Annotated in this window: 17 protein-coding genes and 1 pseudogene; 2 read left to right on the forward strand and 16 right to left on the reverse strand. The window is 75.1% G+C overall.

Features of this window, described 5'->3' with window-relative positions; all coding sequences use genetic code 11:
* Nucleotides 1-84: 84 nt before the first annotated feature.
* From ACVW07_RS08760 to ACVW07_RS08785, 6 genes are read right to left on the reverse strand one after another with little or no spacing between them, the layout of a single operon-like run.
* On the reverse strand, nucleotides 85-1,905 hold the full coding sequence (locus tag ACVW07_RS08760; RefSeq protein ID WP_456818863.1) for an L-aspartate oxidase: 1,821 nt from the start codon (nucleotides 1,903-1,905) through the stop codon (nucleotides 85-87).
* A gap of 11 nt (nucleotides 1,906-1,916) precedes the next feature.
* Nucleotides 1,917-2,405 (reverse strand): aspartate 1-decarboxylase, encoded by a 489-nt coding sequence (panD, locus tag ACVW07_RS08765; protein ID WP_456818864.1) that lies wholly within the window; start codon nucleotides 2,403-2,405, stop codon nucleotides 1,917-1,919.
* Nucleotides 2,402-3,355 (reverse strand): pantoate--beta-alanine ligase, encoded by a 954-nt coding sequence (panC, locus tag ACVW07_RS08770; RefSeq protein WP_456818865.1) that lies wholly within the window; start codon nucleotides 3,353-3,355, stop codon nucleotides 2,402-2,404. Before panC ends, panD begins: the two co-directional genes overlap by 4 nt.
* The gene (locus ACVW07_RS08775; RefSeq protein WP_456818866.1) at nucleotides 3,352-4,401 is read right to left on the reverse strand and encodes a Rossmann-like and DUF2520 domain-containing protein; all 1,050 of its coding nucleotides are present in this window, start codon (nucleotides 4,399-4,401) and stop codon (nucleotides 3,352-3,354) included. Before ACVW07_RS08775 ends, panC begins: the two co-directional genes overlap by 4 nt.
* Entirely contained in the window at nucleotides 4,398-5,981 is a 1,584-nt protein-coding gene (locus tag ACVW07_RS08780; RefSeq protein ID WP_456818867.1) for a PH domain-containing protein, read from the reverse strand. Before ACVW07_RS08780 ends, ACVW07_RS08775 begins: the two co-directional genes overlap by 4 nt.
* Nucleotides 5,978-6,499: a PH domain-containing protein gene (locus tag ACVW07_RS08785; protein WP_456818868.1), complete on the reverse strand. Its 522-nt coding sequence runs from the start codon at nucleotides 6,497-6,499 to the stop codon at nucleotides 5,978-5,980. The genes ACVW07_RS08780 and ACVW07_RS08785 overlap by 4 nt, the downstream gene beginning before the upstream one ends.
* Before the next feature lie 321 nt (nucleotides 6,500-6,820).
* Here ACVW07_RS08785 and ACVW07_RS08790 point away from each other — a divergent pair, with 321 nt between their 5' ends.
* Complete coding sequence (locus ACVW07_RS08790) at nucleotides 6,821-7,429, forward strand: HAD family hydrolase (RefSeq protein WP_456818869.1); 609 nt, start codon at nucleotides 6,821-6,823, stop codon at nucleotides 7,427-7,429.
* 42 nt (nucleotides 7,430-7,471) lie between these two features.
* Here ACVW07_RS08790 and ACVW07_RS08795 read toward each other — a convergent pair whose 3' ends face one another.
* From ACVW07_RS08795 to dacB, 9 genes and pseudogenes are all read right to left on the reverse strand, one after another.
* The gene (locus ACVW07_RS08795; RefSeq protein WP_456818870.1) at nucleotides 7,472-7,963 is read right to left on the reverse strand and encodes a DUF3180 domain-containing protein; all 492 of its coding nucleotides are present in this window, start codon (nucleotides 7,961-7,963) and stop codon (nucleotides 7,472-7,474) included.
* Nucleotides 7,963-9,381 (reverse strand): 2-amino-4-hydroxy-6-hydroxymethyldihydropteridine diphosphokinase, encoded by a 1,419-nt coding sequence (gene folK / locus ACVW07_RS08800; protein ID WP_456818871.1) that lies wholly within the window; start codon nucleotides 9,379-9,381, stop codon nucleotides 7,963-7,965. The genes ACVW07_RS08795 and folK overlap by 1 nt, the downstream gene beginning before the upstream one ends.
* A pseudogene (gene folP / locus ACVW07_RS08805) lies at nucleotides 9,378-10,296 on the reverse strand (dihydropteroate synthase). Before folP ends, folK begins: the two are co-directional and overlap by 4 nt.
* A gap of 126 nt (nucleotides 10,297-10,422) precedes the next feature.
* On the reverse strand, nucleotides 10,423-11,022 hold the full coding sequence (gene folE / locus ACVW07_RS08810) for a GTP cyclohydrolase I FolE (RefSeq protein ID WP_456818872.1): 600 nt from the start codon (nucleotides 11,020-11,022) through the stop codon (nucleotides 10,423-10,425).
* A gap of 34 nt (nucleotides 11,023-11,056) precedes the next feature.
* Complete coding sequence (gene ftsH, locus ACVW07_RS08815) at nucleotides 11,057-13,090, reverse strand: ATP-dependent zinc metalloprotease FtsH (protein WP_456818873.1); 2,034 nt, start codon at nucleotides 13,088-13,090, stop codon at nucleotides 11,057-11,059.
* Nucleotides 13,091-13,219: 129 nt separating this feature from the next.
* Nucleotides 13,220-13,759 (reverse strand): hypoxanthine phosphoribosyltransferase, encoded by a 540-nt coding sequence (hpt, locus tag ACVW07_RS08820; RefSeq protein WP_456818874.1) that lies wholly within the window; start codon nucleotides 13,757-13,759, stop codon nucleotides 13,220-13,222.
* A gap of 17 nt (nucleotides 13,760-13,776) precedes the next feature.
* Entirely contained in the window at nucleotides 13,777-14,946 is a 1,170-nt protein-coding gene (gene tilS / locus ACVW07_RS08825; protein ID WP_456818875.1) for a tRNA lysidine(34) synthetase TilS, read from the reverse strand.
* 33 nt (nucleotides 14,947-14,979) lie between these two features.
* Nucleotides 14,980-16,110 (reverse strand): zinc-dependent metalloprotease, encoded by a 1,131-nt coding sequence (locus ACVW07_RS08830; RefSeq protein WP_456818876.1) that lies wholly within the window; start codon nucleotides 16,108-16,110, stop codon nucleotides 14,980-14,982.
* Between the two features lie 135 nt (nucleotides 16,111-16,245).
* On the reverse strand, nucleotides 16,246-17,658 hold the full coding sequence (gene dacB / locus ACVW07_RS08835; RefSeq protein ID WP_456818877.1) for a D-alanyl-D-alanine carboxypeptidase/D-alanyl-D-alanine endopeptidase: 1,413 nt from the start codon (nucleotides 17,656-17,658) through the stop codon (nucleotides 16,246-16,248).
* 168 nt (nucleotides 17,659-17,826) lie between these two features.
* Between dacB and ACVW07_RS08840 the strand changes: the two genes are divergently transcribed.
* Nucleotides 17,827-18,324 carry an inorganic diphosphatase gene (locus ACVW07_RS08840; RefSeq protein ID WP_456818878.1) on the forward strand — a complete coding sequence of 166 codons (498 nt, stop codon included), beginning with the start codon at nucleotides 17,827-17,829 and terminating at the stop codon, nucleotides 18,322-18,324.
* 214 nt (nucleotides 18,325-18,538) lie between these two features.
* On the opposite strand, the gene ACVW07_RS08845 is transcribed toward ACVW07_RS08840, so the two are convergent.
* Nucleotides 18,539-19,150: a DUF5709 domain-containing protein gene (locus ACVW07_RS08845; RefSeq protein WP_456818879.1), complete on the reverse strand. Its 612-nt coding sequence runs from the start codon at nucleotides 19,148-19,150 to the stop codon at nucleotides 18,539-18,541.
* Nucleotides 19,151-19,234 lie beyond the last annotated feature (84 nt).

Raw genomic sequence — 19,234 nt, forward strand, 5'->3', positions numbered from 1 at the left:
TGAGCGCCGACCCACCCCGGCCCAAATTCACCCGTCTGCCGCGCCGGACGGCCCGGGCGCATCTCGCGCCAGGGCCGGAGCGGGTCACCGCAGCGTCGACTCCGAGCGCCGGGTCGCCACCGTCCCGTCGCCCTCGAGCGCCACCTCCAGCCGCACCTGCCAACGCGGATCGGTCGCGGGGAAGTCGGACCGCGCGTGCCCGCCACGGCTCTCCTCCCGGGTGAGCGCCGTGGCCGTGAGGACCGTCGCGACGGCGTGCACGTTGGTGGTCTCCCACTCCGCGACCTGCGGGACGGCGAGCAGCCGGCCGTCGTCGAGCCGCTCGTGGGCGTCCGTCGGCACCGCGGCCAGCGCCGCCCGCGCCCGCGCCAGGCCCTCTCCGGACCGCAGCACGCCGGGGCCGTCGGACGCGATCCGCTGCACCCGGGCCCGGGACGCCGCCGCCACGAGCGCCTCGTCACCGGGTCGCTGCACGGGCTCGGACTGACGCAGCACGCCGCCCTGCACCTGCGACGCGATGTGCCGGGCCGCCCTGGTCGCGAACACCAGGCCCTCGAGCAGCGAGTTCGACGCGAGCCGGTTCGCGCCGTGCACCCCGGTGCACGCCACCTCGCCGACCGCGTACAGGCCCCGCAGCGACGAGCGGCCGACCAGGTCGGTCACGACGCCGCCCGAGTGGTAGTGCTGCGCCGGTGCCACCGGGACCAGGTCGGTCGTGAGGTCGATGCCGTGGTCGAGCAGCCGCTCGTGGATCGTGGGGAACCGCTTGCGCAGGAAGTCGGCGCCCAGGTGGCGCGCGTCGAGCCACACGTGCTCCGCGCCGGTGGCGGCCAGCTGACGCACGATCGCGTGCGCGACGACGTCCCGGGGCGCGAGCTCCGCCATCGGGTGCACCGCCGGCATGAACCGCACGCCGTCCGTGTCGAGCAGGATCGCGCCCTCGCCGCGGACGGCCTCCGAAACCAGGGTGAGCTGGCCCCGCGCGCCCGACCCCGCCCACAGGACGGTGGGGTGGAACTGCACGAACTCCACGTCCCCGAGCGTCGCCCCCGCGCGCAGCGCCGCGGCGATGCCGTCGCCGGTGGCCTGCGCCGGGTTCGTGGACGAGCGGAACACCTGGCCGATGCCGCCCGTCGCGAGCACCACCGCCCGGCCGAGCGCCGCACCGACACCGTCGCGCTGCCCCTCGCCGATCACGTGCAGCGTCACGCCGCACGCGGCACCGGGGCGCCCGTCGGGGCCGGGCGGCCCGGTGAGCACGTCGAGCACGAGCGCGTGCTCGATGACCTCGATGCCCGGGTCGTCGCGCACCGCCTCGATCTGCGCCACGAGCGCGCGGGAGATCTCCGCGCCCGTCGCGTCGCCTCCTGCGTGGGCGATCCGGTCCGCGTGGTGGCCGCCCTCACGGGTCAGCGAGATCGCGCCGTCGGGCGCCCGGTCGAACCGCGCACCGCGCGCCACCAGCTCCCGCACCCGTGCCGGACCCTCCGTGACGAGCACCTCGACGGCCCGGGGGTCGCAGAGCCCGACACCGGCGACGAGCGTGTCCTGCAGGTGCGCCTCGGGAGAGTCCGTCGGGTCGAGCGCCGCGGCGATGCCGCCCTGCGCCCACACCGTGGACCCCGAGACCAGCGCGTCCTTGGTGACGAGCAGGACACGGGGCACGCGGGTGCGCAGCTCCAGGGCCGCCGTGAGCCCGGCGATCCCCGAGCCCACCACCACCGCGTCCGCCTCGACGGTCCAGCCCGGCTCCGGGGCGGCCAGGCGGGTCGCCAGCCGGGTCGTCAGGCCTGCCGTCGGGCCTGCCGTCGGGCCGGTCGTCGGGCCGGTCGTCGGGCCGGTCGTCGGGCCGGCCGGGGGAAGCACCGCCGTGAGCGCCGGGTCGCGCAGCACCGCCGTCGTCATCCGCGCGGCCGTCACCGCTGCTGCAGGTGCAGGTCGTGGGGGTGCTCGACGAGGTCCCTGCCCTCCGCGAACGGCACGCCGCTCGACCTCAGGCCGGACCGCTCGGTCCACTCGTCGGGAACCTGGCCGGGGTCGTCGCACAGCCCGACGATGCGGTTGCGGCCGTCGACGAGCACCACGTGCGGCGAGTACGTCCGGGCCTCCGCGTCCGACATCACGCCGTACGCGATCAGGATGACGAGGTCCCCGGGGTGCACCAGGTGCGCCGCGGCCCCGTTGATGCAGACCTGCCCCGACCCGGCCGCGCCCGCGATCGCGTACGTGGTCAGCCGGGCGCCGTTCGTCACGTCGACCACGTCGACCTGCTGGCCGGGCAGCAGGTCCGCCGCCGCGAGCAGGTCCGCGTCGACGGTGATCGACCCGACGTAGTGCAGGTCCGCCTGGGTCACCGTGGCGCGATGGATCTTGCCGGTCATCATGGTCCGCTGCAGGGTCGTCATGCGCGGGCTCCTTCCGAGGCGGTGCCGGCGCCGACGCCGGTCACCCGTGGCGTCAGCGTGAGTGCGGTGTTGTCGATCAGGCGGGTCGACCCGACGCGCGCGGCGAGCAGCAGGAGCACGTCGCCCACCGCGCCGTCCGGCACGTCCTCGAAGGTGGCCGGGTCGACGAGCGCCACGTAGTCGACCGCGTCGACCCCCGACGCGGCGAGCTCGGCGCCGGCCGCGGCACGGACGTCGTGCGCGTCGGCGCCCGATGCCGCACGGTCGAGCGCCGCCCGCAGCGCGTGGGACAGGCCCAGGGCGCGGGCGCGCTCGTCGGGCGTGAGGTACGCGTTGCGGCTCGACAGCGCCAACCCGTCGGCGTCCCGCACCAGCGGCGCACCGACCACGTCCACCGGCACGTCCAGGTCCCGCACCATCCGGCGGACGGCCGCGAGCTGCTGCGCGTCCTTCTCGCCGAACAGCGCCACGTCCGGACGGGTCAGGTGCATCAGCTTGGCCACGACCGTGAGCACGCCGTCGAGGTGCCCCGGCCTGGCGGCCCCCTCGAGTACGTCCCCGATCGACCCCGCCGAGACCCGCACCACGGGGTCGCCGTCGGGATAGACGACGTCCGGCGTCGGCGCGAACACCGCGTCCCCCGCGCGCAGCAGTCCCGGCGCCGTGAGCAGCCGCACGTCGCCGTCCAGGTCCCGGGGGTAGCGCGACAGGTCCTCGGTCGGTGCGAACTGCAGGGGGTTGACGAAGATCGTCACCACCACGGTGTCCGCGAGCGCCCTCGCCTGCTCGACGAGCGACAGGTGGCCTTGGTGCAGGGCGCCCATCGTCATCACGACGGCCCGCCGGTACCGGCGGGTGCCCGTCCGCTGCTCGCGGGCACGGGCGTCGTCCGCCCGCAGCACGGCCGCGAGCTCGTCGCGCGTGCGGACGAGCGTCGGCATGTCGGTCATGCATCCTCCTGCGGGCCGGCCGGCCCGTCGTCCACCCCGGGTGGCTGGTGGCCGGGGTCGTCCTCTGGCTGCAACGATCCCGGGCCGCCGGGCATGCCCGCGACCGCGTCCAGCAGCTCCGTGGCCTGCGCCGGGACGATCAGCCCCGCCGCGAGCGCGCGCTGCGTGGCCGAGCGCGCCAGGGCACGGTACCCCGCGGGCACGTCCACCGCCCCGCTCGCGGCGGCGAACGTGGTCAACGCCTCGGCGTGCTCCCGCACCGTCCCCGCGTCGCCGCGACGCACGGGCCCGGTGAGCGCGGTGATCGCGCCCGGCCCGCGCTCACCGGCGTCCCCCGGCTGCTCGGCGCGGAGCGCGCCGTCGAGCGCGGCCTCCAGCAGTGGCGCCAGCATGCGTCCCGGGTCCTCCACCCCCGCGGCCGCCAGGGCGGCGGCGGCCTGGGCGACGAGCACCACCAGGTGGTTCGCGCCGTGCGCCAGGGCCGCGTGGTAGAGCCCCCTCGCCGTCTCCGACAGCACCACCGGCTCCCCGCCGATCTCGACGACGAGGGCCTGCCCGATCGGCAGCACGGGCGCCGGTCCCGTCACCGCGAACGAGCAGCCGGCGAGGCGGGCCAGGTCGAGCGACGTGCCCGTGAACGTCATCGCCGGGTGCACCGCGAGCGGGATGACCCCCGCGGGCCTGGCCGGGGCCAGCACGTCCGTGCCGAACCGGCCGGACGTGTGCACCACGATCTGCCCGGCCTGCCACGCGCCCACCTCGGCGAGGCCGGCGACGAGGCTCGCGAGCGAGTCGTCGGGCACCGCGAGCAGCACCAGCTCCGCGCGCCGGACCACCTCCGGGACGTCCAGCACCGGCACGCCCGGCAGGAGCGCCTCGGCACGCTCCCGGGACGCCTCGGAGACCGCGCTCAGCGCGACCACCGGGTGCCCTGCGCCGCGCAGGGCGCTGCCGAGCACCGCACCGACCCGGCCCGCACCCACCACACCCACACCGAGGCGCCCCGGGCGGGCGGACGGACCGCCCGGGACCTGCGCCGGGCTCACGCTGTCGGGTCCCCGGGCGCGGCGGTGACAGTCGGGGCCGCCGGACCTGCGGCGGCCGGCGGCACCACGTCGACGGACTGCCGCATCCACAGCTCGGACCGGTCCTCGGCACGGGCCGTGCGCGCCCGCTCCGCCTGCTCGTCGAGCAGCGCGGCGGCCGTCGCGGCGGCGAGGTGCGCCACGGCGGGCCGCACCGGCCCGGGGGTCGAGTGCACCACGAACGACGCCAGGCCGAGCCGGCGCTGCAGCGGTCCCTCCTGGAGCCCGAGCGACTGCGTCCGCTCGTGCGGCACGATGTCGACCTGCCGCCGCAGCCGGCCCGACCGGGTGATGAGCGCGCGCTGCGTGACGAGCACGCCGTGCCGACGCCAGCCCACCGGGTCCACCCAGCGGGCGGCGCGCGGCGCGGACGTGAACCCCCCGTCGTCGCCCGTACCCGTCAGGGCCGCGTCGTACACCGGTCGCACGTCGCCGACGCCCAGGTCCGGCAGCACGAGCCACACCGCCGTCATGACCTCGTCCTGCGTGGCGACCGGGTGCAGCACCGTGTCCTGCAGCTGCTGCTTGCCGACCCCGTACCCGGCCACGTTGATCTCGACGCGCCACCATCCCGACCAGCGCCACCACAGCCCCTGGCTGATCCGGATGGCCTGCACCCGGCCGGGCGGCACCGTCTGCGCGCGGGACTCGGTGAACCCGTGCCGCAGACGGATCCCGTCGGGCGACGTGGCCGCCCGGAAGCTCGCCCCCTGGTTGATGCGCGACCACAGGAAGCCGCCGATGCCGAACAGCATCGGGATCACGAAGAACGCCGCCCCGACCTGCCGGGAGATCACGGCGGTCACCACGGCGACCGTCACCGCGACGACCAGGGCCACGGTCGCCGAGGACTGGATGGTGCTGAGCACGAGCCGGACCATGGGCACCTCGTACACCTGGTGCTCGGGCGCAGCCTCGAACGCGACGGGCGGCGCGACGGCCGGCCCGGCACCGGGCTGCAGGTCCGACGAGGCGTCGGGCGTCGCCGCACCCGGTGCCGGTGCCGCGGCGGGCCGGCGCAGACCTGCGGCCAGGGCGAGCAGCTCGGCACGGAGCGCGTCGGCGTCGCCCTCCCGGAGGAATGCGAGGGACACGGCGGACCCGGTGCCGCCGGCCACCTCCAGCTTGAGCTCCGACAGCCCGACGAGCCGGGCCAGCAGCGGCTGCACCACGTCGACCGCCTGCAGGCGGTCCAGACGCGCCTGCCGCTGCTGTCGGAACAGGATCCCGGTCCGCAGGTGCACCGCGTCGTCGGTCACGGCGAACCGCGTCATCCGCCACGCGGCCGCGGAGTACCCGAACCCGACGACCGCGACCAGCGCCAGGACGCCCACGACGATGAGCCACCCACGGCCCTCCAGCAGGTCCGACGCCTGCTGCAGGTTGTCGGTGACCTGGTAGCCGACGACCAGCAGCACGCCCACGAAGATCTTCCACCCCTTGAGGGCGGGCGTGACCGGGTGCATGCGGCGCCACGCACCGGCCGGCACGCTCTCGTCCACGAGGTCCTGGTCCCCCTCCTGCGGGGTGCTGCGGCTCACAGGCCCGCCAGCCGCGACTCACCGCGGGACGCGAGCCGGTCGCGCAGCCGGGCCGCCTCCTGCGGCGGCAGCCCCTCGATCGACGCGCCCGTGCCGGGCGACGCCGTGTGCAGCTGCACCGACGCGATGCGGAACCGTCGCGCCAGCGGCCCTGCCGTCACGTCGACGTACTGCATCCGCCCGTACGGCACCACGACGAGGCTGCGGTACAGGATGCCCCGGCGGATCAACAGGTCGTCCGCCCGCTCGGCGTACGCCATCGCCCGCACCTGCCGCGGGATCAGCCACGCCTGCCACACCGCGAGCGCCGCCAGGACGCCCGGCCACAGCCACACCCACGGCTCGCCCGTCACCACCGCGACCGCGACCCCCGCCAGGACGAGCGGCCCGAACCACAGGACCAGCAACGTCAGCCGTGCGCGGGCGAGCCGTGTCGACACCGGGGTCCACGCGACGTCGAGCGGGGCGAACGGGTCGCGCAGGCCGTCAACCGTCGGCACCGTGGCGTCAGAGGTCATGGGACACATCCTCGCACCGGGCCGGGTTCCGCCTGCCCTGTCGTGAGCAGCGGCCCCGTCGTGAGCAGCGGCGCGGCGTGGCACAGGAGGAGTCCTAGGGTGGTCACCGCGCACCGTCCGGCGGGCGGTGCGGGCCTGGGCGGACAGCCGGCGTAACAGCCCGGCGGGACAGCCCGGCGGGGTCGGAGGCGGGCGCGAGGCAGAGGCGGCGTGGTGACGGGCACGGCAGGACCAGGTACGGCACGAACGGCTGCTCCGACGGCGGCACGAACAGCGGCTCGGACAGCGGCTCGGACGGCCACACGGACCGTGGCGCGGACGGTGGCCGATCTCGGGCCGTCCGAGCGGCACCGAGCTCTGCTCGTCGACCACGACGGGACGCTCGTCGACAGCCAGGCGGTCAACTTCCGGGCGCTGGCCGACGCCCTCGCCCCCGCGGGCGTGCCGCTCGACCAGGCATGGTTCGACGCCCGCACGGGTGTGTCGACGGGCGAGCTCGTCCTGCTGCTCGCGGAGCTCACCGGGGCGGACCTGGACGTCGAGGCCGTGACGGGCGCCCGCAACGAGGCGTACCTGCGACGAACCCACGAGGTGCGTGAGATCGCACCGGTCGCGGACCTGCTCCGAGCGACCCGGGGGACGCACCGGTCGGCGCTCGCCACCGGCGGCCAGCGGGCGACCGTCCTGCCGACCATCGACGCGCTGGGCCTGCGACCGCTGCTCGACGTCGTCGTCACCCGCGACGACGTGTCGGCGGGCAAGCCGTCCCCGGAGATCTTCCTGCTCGCCGCGGACCGCCTCGGTCTCCCGCCCCGCGCCTGCCTCGTGCTGGAGGACAGCAGCGAAGGGCTCGACGCCGCGGCGGCGGCGGGGATGGACGCGGTCGACGTCCGCCCGCTGCGCGCCGTCCACCTGGGAGCCCGCCCCTAGCGTCCGGCCCGGCGCCGAGCCGCCAGATCTGGACGCGGCGGGTCAGAGCGTGCTGGGGTCCGGGCTGACGTCCTGCTGCGGCACGGGAGCGTCGTCCGAGGGCGGCGGGATCCTGCAGAAGGCCTCGACGACCAGCCCGACGACGGCGAGCAGCAGCGCACCCGCGGCAGCGATGCCCGCGGCGAGCGCCCGCTGGCCGTTCGCGGGGATCTCGAGCCACCCCAGGACCGCGAGCAGCTGGCCCGCGTACCAGCCCAGCAGCAGCGCACCCGTGTAGCAGGCGGCCTTCGCCAGCATGGCGGTGCGGGCCGCGCGCAGGGGATCCAGCGACGGTCGCTTGCCCTGCAGGAACTGCCGGACCGCCCACCCGAGCGCGAACACCGTGCCGGCGATGACCACCTCCACGACGACCACGAGGACCGGCACCGTGGGGAGGGTGGCACCTCGGCGCAGGAGGGCACCGAAGACCGCCCACGTGGCGGCCGCCACCGCGACGGCGATGAGAAGGAGCGTCTGCCAGCGGGTGCGCTGCATCACGGGGCGGGAGCCGGAGGCCCGGGATCCGGCTGCTCCCCGCCGGCGGCCGGGGCAGGGTTCGCGGCGGGCACGGCGGCGGTCAGCCAGTCGAGCGCCAGCCACCGGACGCCGTCGCGGTCGGGGGCCGTCGCGGCCAGCGCCGCCACCGGGCCGCCGCCGAGTCCCGGCAGCACGGCGTGCGGGTCCACCTGCGCCCACGGCTCGAGCACGAAGGCCCGCTCGTGGGCCCGGGGATGCGGCAGCTCGAGGTCGTCGGACGTCGCGAGCACCGTGCCGTAGACGACGATGTCGACGTCGAGCGTCCGCGGGCCCCAGTGCTCGTGCCGCTCCCGGCCGTGCTCCCGCTCGACGGCCTGCGTGGCACGCAGCAGGTCACGCGGGGACAGCGTGGTGCGGGCGAGCACGACCGCGTTCAGGAAGTCGGGCTGGTCCGGTCCGCCGACCGGTGAGGTCCGGGCGAGCGGCGACACGTCGACCACCTCCAGGCCCGGCGTCCCGGCGAGGTCGGAGACCGCCTGGCGCAAGGTGTCCTGCGCCGCGCCGATGTTCGCGCCCACGGCGAGCACCACGTCGACCGGAGCGGTCGGCGGTTCGTCGAGGGAGTCGGTGAGGACCTCGCCCTCGACGACGTCGTCGAAGGCGTCCGGGCCAGCCCCGATCTGTGCGGGCGGCGGCACCGACCACGGGCTGACCGCGGGTCCGGTGCCGACCGCGCCGGCTGCGGCTGCGGTCCCGGCTCCCAGGGCAGCGGCTCCGCCCGCCGCGCCGCCTGCCGCCGCGTCCGTGGACCCGCCGGTCAGGACGTCCGCAGCGGCCGAGGTGACGGTCACGGGACCGGAGGGCGCCAGGGCGCCACCGTCGGGCGGGGTGGAGCCGGGGCCTGGGCCGGCGACCGCCGGCGCCGCACCCTGGGCGACAGGGAACGACGCCGTCGACGTCGAGACCGGCCGGGAGGCGGTGCTGGCGGCCGGGCGGGCCACGTACGGCTCGGCCGCGGGGAGCTTCGCGCGGTCCCGGTGGATCGCGACCACCACGTCGCCGAAGGGGACCGGGATGGGTGCCTGCGGCTTGTGCACGGCGACGTCGACGGCCTGCACGATCCCCGCGGCCAGCACCGTCGCGGCGATCCGCTCGGCGACCGTCTCGATGAGGTCCACGGGGTCGCCCGCGAGGACGTCCGCGACCTGCTGCGCGAGCTCGCCGTAGTGCAGCGTGTGCGCGAGGTCGTCGCCCGCGGCCGCCCGCCGGGTGTCGAGGTGCACGACGACGTCGGCGACGAACGTCTGGCCGTCGCGGCGCTCGTGCTCGAACACGCCGTGGTAGCCGGTCGCGGCGATGCCGCTCAGCCGGATCTGGTCCAGCCGGCGACCACTCGCGTCGAACGCGATCCCCCGCGCCTCGTCGTGCACCGTCACGTCCAGCTCCGTCCTGTCGTCGCGTCCTCGTCGACGGGCATCTCGTCGTCGTCCGGTGCGTCCCGCGCGTCGCCGTCGACGCCTGTTCCTCGCGTGCCGGCGCCCGCAGTGGTGTCCCTGCCGGCAGCACGCCATGCCGCCGCGACCCGCACGGCGTCGGCCGAGCCTGCCACCTCGTGGACGCGCACGCACCAGGCGCCCGCGCCGGCCGCCAGGGCGGTGACGGCTGCGGTGGCGCGGTCCCGCGCGAGCGGTGGCGCCGGCGCCCCGTCGGGGCGGGCGAGCAGGTGCCCGAGGAAGCGCTTGCGGCTCGCGCCGACGAGCACGGGGAAACCGTCGGCGACCAGCTCGGGGAGCCGGGCCAGGAGCGGCCAGTTGCTCGCTCCCGGCTTGGCGAACCCGAGGCCGGGGTCGAGCACCACCTGCTCGTCGCGCACCCCTGCGGCACGCAGCGCGGCCACCCGTGCGGCGAGCTCGCGGCGCACGTCGACCACCACGTCGTCGTAGTCGTCGAGCTCGTCCATGACGTCCCGCGTGGCCGCGCCAGTGCATCGCCACGTAGGCGGCACCGGTCCGCGCCACCACACCGGCCATCGCCTCGTCGGCCAGCCCGCCCGACACGTCGTTGACCAGCACCGCCCCGGCGTCCACGGCAGCGTGCGCGACGAGCGCACGGGTGGTGTCGACGCTCACCGCCGCGCCGGCGGCCGTCAGCCGGGCGACCACGGGGATCACCCGCGTGAGCTCGTCCTCGACCGGCACACGCCGGGCGCCGGGGCGGGTGGACTCCCCACCGACGTCGAGGAGGTCGGCGCCCTGCGCCAGCAGCTCCAGCCCGTGCGCGACGGCGGCGTCGGGAGCGAACCAGCGGCCGCCGTCCGAGAACGAGTCGGGCGTGACGTTGACGACGCCCATGACCAGCGTCCGTCCGGGTGCGCGCAACGAGACAGGCAGCGCTGCCGGACCGGCCGGCGGTGCGACGGCGTCGCTGGGGATCACGGTGCCGAGCCTAGGGCGTGCGCGCCGTCTCCGGTGCGCCCGTCAACGGCCCAGCACGAGGCTCATCGCCTCGGCCCGCGTCGCCACGTCGCGCATCTGACCGCGGACCGCCGAGGTCACCGTCCTCGAACCCGGCTTGCGCACGCCGCGCATCGACATGCACAGGTGCTCGCACTCGACGACGACCAGCACGCCGCGCGGCGCCAGGCCCGCGACCAGCGCGTCGGCGATCTGCGAGGTGAGCCGCTCCTGCACCTGCGGCCGGCGGGCGTACACGTCGACCAGCCGCGCGAGCTTGCTCAGCCCGGTGATCCGGCCGTCGGCACCCGGAATGTAGCCGACGTGCGCGACGCCGTGGAAGGGCACGAGGTGGTGCTCGCAGGTGGAGTACACCTCGATGTCCTTGACCAGCACCATCTCCTCGTGCCCGATGTCGAACGTCGTGGTGAGGACGTCCTCCGGCGCCTGGTACAACCCCGCGAAGATCTCCTTGTACGACCTCGCGACGCGGGCCGGTGTCTCCTTGAGCCCTTCCCGGTCCGGGTTCTCGCCGACGGCGATCAGGAGCTCGCGAACGGCAGCCTCGACGCGTGCCGGGTCGTACTGCGCGACGGCACGGCCGGTGAAGGTCACCGGATCCACGGACGTCCGATGACCGTCGGTGCTCGTCACGTGATCAGCCCCTCGCGTCCGGGGTCTGCGACGGCGGCACCTGCACGGTCTGCTCCGTCGGGTGGCCGAACGCCTCCGCGGCCTCGTCCTCGGGGATCACCGCGTGGCCGTTGCTCGCAGCCTTCTCGGCGGGAGTCTGCACGGGCGGCCGCTCGGAGACGTTCCGCTGGTCGCTCGACAGCCACACCTGGCGCGGCGGGCGCTTGGTGATCGGCTCGAAGATCTCGGCCAGCTGCTTGGCGTTGAGCGTCTCCTTCTCGAGCAGCTCGAGCACCAGGTGGTCCAGCACGTCCCGGTACTCGACGAGGATCTCCCACGCCTCGTCGTGCGCGTGCTCGATGAGCGCCCGCACCTCGAGGTCGATGGACCCGGCGATGTCCTCCGAGTAGTCGCGCTGGTGGCCGACGTCCCGGCCGAGGAACACCTCGCCGTCCGCCTGGCCGAACCGGATGGCGCCGAGCCGGCTGCTCATGCCGAACTGCGTGACCATCTTGCGCGCCGTGGCGGTCGCCTTCTCGATGTCGTTGCTCGCCCCCGTGGTGGGGTCGTGGAACACCAGCTCCTCGGCGACCCGGCCGCCCATCGCGTACGCGAGGGTGTCGAGCAGCTCGTTGCGGGTGGTCGAGTACTTGTCCTCGGTCGGCATGACCATCGTGTAGCCGAGGGCCCGGCCGCGGGGCAGGATCGTCACCTTCGTCACCGGGTCGGTGTACCGCAGGGCCGCCGCCACCAGGGCGTGGCCGCCCTCGTGGTACGCGGTGATCTTCTGCTCCTTGATGTTCATGACGCGCGTGCGCTTCTGCGGGCCGGCGACCACACGGTCGATGGCCTCGTCGAGCATGTGGTCGTCGATGATCGACCCGTTCATGCGTGCGGTCAGCAGCGCGGCCTCGTTCAGCACGTTCGCCAGGTCCGCGCCCGTGAAGCCGGGCGTGCGGCGGGCGACACCCGTGAGATCCACGTGCGGCGCCATCGGCTTGCCCTGCGCGTGGACGGCCAGGATCTTCTCGCGGCCCTTGAGGTCAGGCGGCTCCACCGCGACCTGGCGGTCGAAGCGCCCGGGACGCAGCAGCGCGGGGTCGAGGATGTCGGGACGGTTGGTCGCCGCGATCATGATGACGTTGGTCTTGACGTCGAACCCGTCCATCTCGACGAGCATCTGGTTGAGCGTCTGCTCGCGCTCGTCGTGCCCGCCGCCCAGGCCGGCGCCACGGTGACGGCCGACGGCGTCGATCTCGTCGACGAAGATGATGGCCGGCGCGTTCTGCTTCGCCTGCTCGAACAGGTCACGGACTCGGCTCGCGCCGACGCCGACGAACATCTCGACGAAGTCCGACCCGGAGATGGAGTAGAACGGGACGCCCGCCTCGCCGGCGACCGCGCGGGCGATGAGCGTCTTGCCCGTGCCAGGAGGCCCGTACAGCAGCACGCCCTTGGGGATCTTCGCGCCCACGGCCTGGAACTTGGCCGGCTCCGAGAGGAACTCCTTGATCTCCTGGAGCTCCTCGACCGCCTCGTCCACACCCGCGACGTCCGCGAACGTGACCTGCGGGGACTCCTTGCTCACCAGCTTGGCGCGCGACTTGCCGAAGCTCATGACGCGCGAGCCGCCGCCCTGCATGGACGACATGAGGAACCAGAAGATGCCCAGGATGATGATGAACGGGAGCACCAGGCTCAGCAGGCTCGACCACCAGGCCGTCTGCGGCACCGACGAGTCGAAGCCCTTCGGCGGGTCGGCGGCGGCGACGGCCTCGACGACCGACTCACCCTGCGGCACCACGTAGTTGAACTGGACGAGCTTGCCGTAGTTGTCGTCGTTCTTGACGAAGTCGTCCGCGAGCGTCAGGTCGACCCGCTGCTCGCCCTCGGTGATCTTGGCCTGCTCGACCTTGCCGCCGGCGAGGAGCTCGAGGCCGTCGGACGTGTCGATGTGGCTGATCTTCGGGGAGGTCAGCACGCTCGCCCCGATCCACAGGAGCACGACGGCGACGGCGATCCACAGGAACGGACCACGGACAAGACGCTTGAGGTTCATGGGCGGTCGGGGCCAGGCCCCTCATCCTCCGGTCGCAGGGCTTTCTGGCCTCGAAGTTACACGGTGTTCCTTGCGGTTCCCGACGTTGTTCACCGAGGGCAGAGCCCGCCCGCGCACGGGCGGGGGGCGTCACGAACCGTAGACGTGGGGGGCCAGCGTGCCGACGAACGGCAGGTTCCGGTACTTCTCGGCGTAGTCCAGGCCGTACCCGACGACGAACTCGTTCGGGATGTCGAAACCGACGTAGCGGACGTCGACGTCGACCTTGGAGGCGCCCGGCTTGCGCAGCATCGTCGCGATCTCGACCGTCGCGGGGCCGCGCGAGCGCAGGTTCGACAGCAGCCACGACAGCGTCAGACCGGAGTCGATGATGTCCTCGACGATGATCACGTGCCGGCCGGTGAGATCGGCGTCGAGGTCCTTGAGGATCCGCACCACGCCCGACGACTTGGTGCCCGACCCGTAGGACGACACGGCCATCCAGTCCATCTGCACGGAGTGGTTCAGCCGCCGCGCGAGGTCCGCCATCACCATGACGGCCCCCTTGAGGACGCCCACCAGCAACAGGTCCATGCCGGCGTAGTCGATGTCGATCTGGGCCGCGATCTCGTCGAGCCGGGCGTGCAGCTGGGCCTCGGTGAGGAGCACCCGCTCGAGGTCGTCGCCCATCGTCGCAGGGTCCACCGTCACCGCTCCTGTAGCTCGCCGAGATGCTCGTCGTCCCGGGCCGCCTCGCGGCCAGGACCCAGCGCAAGCCTGCCATACGCGCGGCGGCCGACCCGCCCTCCCGGCAGCGCCGTAGGCCCCTGTCCCCGCCACCCGACGACCAGCGCGTCGAGCGCGAGCACGTGCGTGCGGCGCAGGGCACCAGCCGGGCAGCCGGCGGCGACGGCCGCGCTCCGCAGGGCCCGTCGGCGCACGGCGGCCGGGGCCGCGGCCAGCGTGGCGCAGTCGAGCTCGACGGGCTCAGCGGCGTGGCCCACGGTCGACTCGGCGATCGTTAGCGCGGGCGGCCCTGCGACCTGGCCGGCCGCGACGCGCGACGCGTCCCGGACGAGCGCGGCGGCGAGCGCGTCGAGCGCGTCCGCGTCCTCCCGGAGCTGTTCGGCCGTGCGCGCCAGCGCCGCCGCGACGCCCGGGCCCAGCACGTCCTCCATCGCCGGCAGCACCCGGTCCCGGACCTGCGCGCGAGCGCCGGCCGCAGGATGGCCGGCGGCGTTCGTCGGGTCGTGCCAGGGGTCGAGGTGCAGCGCGTCGCAGACGGCGACCGTGTCCGTGCGGCGCAGGCCCAGCAGAGGCCGCCGGAGCAGCCCGCGTGCGGCCGGCATGCCCGCGAGCGAGCGGGCGCCCGACCCGCGGGCGAGACCGAGCAGGACCGTCTCCGCCTGGTCGTCGAGCGTGTGGCCGAGCAGCACGGCGGCCGCGCCGGTCGTCGCCGCCGCCTGCTCGAGAGCCGCGTATCGGGCGCCCCGGGCAGCCGCCTCGGGCCCGCCCGGCCCGGTCACCTGCACCGGGACCACGAGCACGGGGTCGAGGCCCAGACTGCGGCACACCTCGGCCGCTGCGGCAGCGGCCGAGGCCGAGCCGGGCTGCAGGCCGTGGTCGACGACCACGGCACCGGCCCGCACCGGCGGCAGGCCGGCGGGCACGGCACCCGTCGGGTGGCCCGCGTGGGCCACCGCGGCGCCCGCGGCCCTGCGCGACCGTTCCGCGACGAACGCCAGACCTGCCGCGAGCGCCAGCGAGTCCGGTCCGCCCGAGCAGGCGACCAGCACGAGGGCGCCGTCAGGCAGGTCGGCGACGACGGCCGTCACCGCCGACCTGACGGCCGCGACGCTCGGGTGCGGGCCGCTCACCGGTGCCCGCCGCGCGCGTCGGGAGACGGCACGTCAGCCGTGCACCCGGCGCGTCCACGCCCGGGGGTCGGCGATCTCCCGCGCCGTCGGCAGGTTCTCCGGTGCCGCGAACACCGCGTTGAAGCCGTCGAGCCCCACGTCCTTGCGGACCGCGCGGACGAACTTCGCGCCGTCGCGGTACTGCGCGAGCTTCACGTCCAGCCCGAGCAGCTTGCGGAGCAGCCGCTCCGAACCCGTGGAGCTCGCTCCCTGGTCCCGCTTCGCCTCGAACTTGCGGCGGATCTCCGTCAGGCTCGGCACCACGCCCGGTCCGACCTCGTCCATGGCGACGTCCGCGTGCCCCTCGAGCAGCGCCATCACCGCGCCGATCTCCTCGAACACCTCGCGCTGCCCCGGACCGAGCAGGTCCAGGACGCTGACGGATCCCTCGGGGCCGAACACGGCGCGGCTGAGCACCTGCACCAGGTCGGCGAGCTTCGGGCCGGCGTCGCCGCGGGAGCCGTCGACCCCGGGCAGCGCGTCGGACAGGTCCCCCACGAGGTCGGCCGCACGCTCACGCAGCCGGGTGGCCAGCCACGGGGCGGCCGCGAACTGCAACGCGTGGGTCTGCTCGTGCAGGGACACCCAGAGCCGGAAGTCCGACGGGTCGAGGCCCAGGGTGCGCTCGAGGTGCAGCACGTTCGGCGCGACCAGCAGCAGCCGGCCGCGGCCGTCGGCGGACGGTGTGAACGGGTCGAACTGACCGAGGACCCTGCCGGCGAGGAGCGCGAGCACCCCGCCGACCTGCACGGCGGCGGCGGACCGCGCTCCCGGGGGGATCCGCACCGGGGTGCCGTCCGAACGGGTGCCGAGCGGGCCGGTCATCTCGGCGAACATCTCCGTGTTGGCCTGCGCCCAGCGGGCACGGTCGACGACGAGCACCCGGGAGATCTCGTCGGGCGACGTGCCGTCCAGCGCCGTCAGTCCCGTGATCTGCGACGCGTGCCCTCCTGCTCGCCGCGCGGCCACGCGCAGCTCCGCGACCAGCGCGGTGAGCTCGTCGCGGGACGCCCGCGGGCCTGGCTGCGCGAGCCGGCCGGCGATCCGGGCCGCCGCGGGCCAGTCGACCGGTCCGTCGGGCGATCCTTCGGGGGATCCTTCGGGCGATCCGTCCAGGTGCTCCATCGGGCCACGGTAACCGGGCGGTGGGCGAGGCGGTCCGTCGTCCGCCGTGGGCGCAACGGAGCGCGGGCGCCGGGCTCGTGGACGCGGTCCGTCGGTCGGGCTGCCGTGCCGCCGGTGCGGCCGGCGTGCGGCAGGTCAGCGGCAGCCGCAGGCCGCGAGCGACGCCGCGAACTCGTCGATCAGCTGGCGCGGTGCCCACTGGCCGCCGTCGGGCGTGGCGTCGGCGAGGACGACGAACACGAGCTGCCGGCCGTCGACGTCGAGCACGGTCCCGGCCAGCGCCGTGACGTGCGGCAGGCTGCCCGTCTTCGCCCGGATCTGCCCGCGCGCGGGAGACGTGGTGTACCGGTCGGCCAGGGTGCCGGTGAGACCCGCGATCGGCATGCCGGTCGCCACGTCGCGCAGCGCCGGGTGCGCGGGGTCCGCGGTGAGCCGCAGCAGGCCGAGCAGCAGGTCGGGCGGGAGGACCGAGCCCGCCCCGAGGCCGGACGCGTCGGACAGGTGGGCACCTGTGGTGTCCACGCCCAGCACCTGCGCCACGTGCAGCACGGCCTGGGCACCGCCCTCGGAGCTCGCCGGGAGCCCTTCGTGGATCGCGACGAGCCGGGACACGACCTCGGTGATGGTGTTGTCGGACTCGTCGAGGAAGTGGTGCACGACCTGGTCGAGCGGCGCCGAGCGGACCTCGCCCAGCTGCTGTGCGCCCTCCGGGGCGGTGCCGCGGGTGGGCGCGCCGGTCACGGCGATGCCCGCCTCCGTCAGCCGCTGCGCGAACGTCTTCGCCGCGGCCAGGGACGGGTCGGGCCACCGTGGCGGGTACTCGCCGTCCTTCATCTTGGCGGTGTCCACGGCGAGCGCGGTGACCGGGGCGACGTACCCGACGGCGACGTCCGACGGGTTCCACGTCGGGTTGATCGCCGGGCCCGTGAAGAGGGAGTCGTCGAACGTCAGCCGCACCGACGCGACGCCCGCGAGCTGGAGCCCCTTGGCCGTCTGGGCGGCGAGGTCCGCGAGCCCGGCGTGACCCACGGTCGCGTCCGGGTCGCCCTCGCCGGCGGCGAGCATCATGTCGCCGCCCCCGACCAGCACGACCTCGTCGGGAGCACCCCGGACGGTACGGGTCGGCATCGTCACGTCGGCGCCGAGGGTGCTGAGGGCGGCGACGGCGGTCACGAGCTTCGCGGTCGACGCGGGCGTGCGGCCCTGGTCCGGCACGTGCGACGCCACGACCTCACCCGTGACCTGGTCCGCGACCACGACGCCCACGCTCGTGCCGAGACGCGGGTCGCCGACCAGGCGGTCGACCATGCCCTGCACGACCGGGGACGCCGGCAGGGGCGCCTGCGGGTCCAGGGCGGGGAGCGCCGCGGCCGGGTCCGTGGGGGTGACCGCCCCGGGTGCGCTCGGGAACGGCGCGGCCGGTGCGACCGTCGGCGCCAACGTCAGCGGACCGGGCACCACGTCGTGCGCGTCCGCCGTGACGTACGCCCCGGCGGTGAGGACCAGGACGAGCGCGGCGATGCCCGTGGCGCGCGCCGCTGTGTTCATCGTCACCCAATCCGGTCGGGGGGCCGAGGGGACGATCCCCTCGCGGTGCGTCAGACTACTGTCCGAGACAATGGGCGCCCTGACTCCCCGGCGCGCCGTTCACGACGACACAACGTCGCCGGTCCACCGGCCCGTCTCGCGGGCGCGGACGTGGTGCGAAGGAGTGCTGTGGAGTTCGACGTCACGATCGAGATCCCCAAGGGTCAGCGCAACAAGTACGAGGTGGACCACGCGACGGGCCGCATCCGGCTCGACCGCATGCTCTTCACCTCCACGCGCTACCCCGACGACTACGGATTCATCGACGGCACGCTCGGCGAGGACGGTGACCCGCTCGACGCGCTCGTGCTCCTCGAGGAGCCCACGTTCCCGGGCTGCCTCATCCGCGCCCGCGCGCTCGGCATGTTCCGCATGCGCGACGAGGCGGGCGGCGACGACAAGGTCCTGTGCGTGCCGACCGGCGACCAGCGCGCCGCGTGGCGGCAGGACATCGACGACGTGTCGGACTTCCACCGGCTCGAGATCCAGCACTTCTTCGAGGTCTACAAGGACCTGGAGCCCGGCAAGTCGGTGGAGGGCGCCCACTGGGTGGGCCGCGCCGAGGCCGAGGCGGAGATCGAGCGGTCGCGCCAGCGGGCCATCGACACCGGCTACTACGCGCACTGACGCCTCACGAAGGCCGCCGCTCCCGGGAACGGGAGCGGCGGCCTTCGTCGTGCGCCCGACGACCGGGCCTGAGGCTCCTGGCGGTCGGCCGGGTGGTCCCCGGTCGGCCGGGTGGTCCCCGGTCGGTCAGGTCAGTCCGGTCGGCCGGATCGGCCCGGTCGGTCGGGTCAGTCCGGTCGGTCGGATCGGCCCGGTCGGCCCGGTCTGCGGCCGGTCAGGCGTCGTCGCGCGCCAGGTACTGCCGGTCGGTGCTCAGCGGGTCGTCCGTGAGCCCCAGGTCGCCCACGACGTCACGGTCGGTCGCGCCGTCGACGCCCTCGGCAGCGTCGTCGACGAGGACGTCCTGGTCGTCCCGCGGGTCCTCGTCCTCGAACGTCTCGTCACCGAGGTCGGCGAGCTCGAGCTGGTCGAGGACCACGGCCTCCTCGTCGATCACATGGATGGCGGCCTCCTCGGCGCTGACCGTGCCGGCGGTCGAGCCGGTCTCGAACGCGAACGCGTCGGTGCCGCCGGCCGCGACGGCGTCGTCGTCCTCGACCAGCTGACCCGCCCCGTCGGGGGTGAGGTTCGGGTCGGCCGGTGCGACGTCGTCCCAGACCTCGGGCTCCTCTTCCTCCAGCCGCTGGGTCAGGGTCTCGCCGACCGCCTGCTCCCAGGCGGTCTCACCGGAGCGGTTGGGCCGCGGATGGTCCGGCGGCGAGTAGCCGTCCTCCAGCATCGTGTCGTCGGTGGGCTCCGCCAGCGTGTCCTCGCCGGGGAGCTGGTTGGAGTCGCCCTCGGAGCCGAGGGCCGGGTCCGTGCTCGTCGCCGGTGTCTCGTCAGTCATGCCCTCACCATGACATCGGGCCCCCGGCCCGGCGAGGCGTCGCGCCCGCGCCGGCCGAGGCTGACCCGTCGCGCCCCGGCAGTG

The organism is Cellulomonas sp. URHB0016 (assembly GCF_054057935.1).

Excerpts from the sequence above, each read along its gene's own strand:
- ACVW07_RS08760 (WP_456818863.1), bottom strand. The coding sequence starts at position 1,905 with ATGACGACGGCGGTGCTGCGCGACCCGGCGCTCACGGCGGTGCTTCCC.
- panD (WP_456818864.1), bottom strand. The coding sequence starts at position 2,405 with ATGACGACCCTGCAGCGGACCATGATGACCGGCAAGATCCATCGCGCC.
- panC (WP_456818865.1), bottom strand. The coding sequence starts at position 3,355 with ATGACCGACATGCCGACGCTCGTCCGCACGCGCGACGAGCTCGCGGCC.
- ACVW07_RS08785 (WP_456818868.1), bottom strand. The coding sequence starts at position 6,499 with ATGACCTCTGACGCCACGGTGCCGACGGTTGACGGCCTGCGCGACCCG.
- ACVW07_RS08795 (WP_456818870.1), bottom strand. The coding sequence starts at position 7,963 with ATGCAGCGCACCCGCTGGCAGACGCTCCTTCTCATCGCCGTCGCGGTG.
- ftsH (WP_456818873.1), bottom strand. The coding sequence starts at position 13,090 with ATGAACCTCAAGCGTCTTGTCCGTGGTCCGTTCCTGTGGATCGCCGTC.
- hpt (WP_456818874.1), bottom strand. The coding sequence starts at position 13,759 with ATGGGCGACGACCTCGAGCGGGTGCTCCTCACCGAGGCCCAGCTGCAC.
- ACVW07_RS08830 (WP_456818876.1), bottom strand. The coding sequence starts at position 16,110 with ATGGAGCACCTGGACGGATCGCCCGAAGGATCCCCCGAAGGATCGCCC.
- dacB (WP_456818877.1), bottom strand. The coding sequence starts at position 17,658 with ATGAACACAGCGGCGCGCGCCACGGGCATCGCCGCGCTCGTCCTGGTC.
- ACVW07_RS08845 (WP_456818879.1), bottom strand. The coding sequence starts at position 19,150 with ATGACTGACGAGACACCGGCGACGAGCACGGACCCGGCCCTCGGCTCC.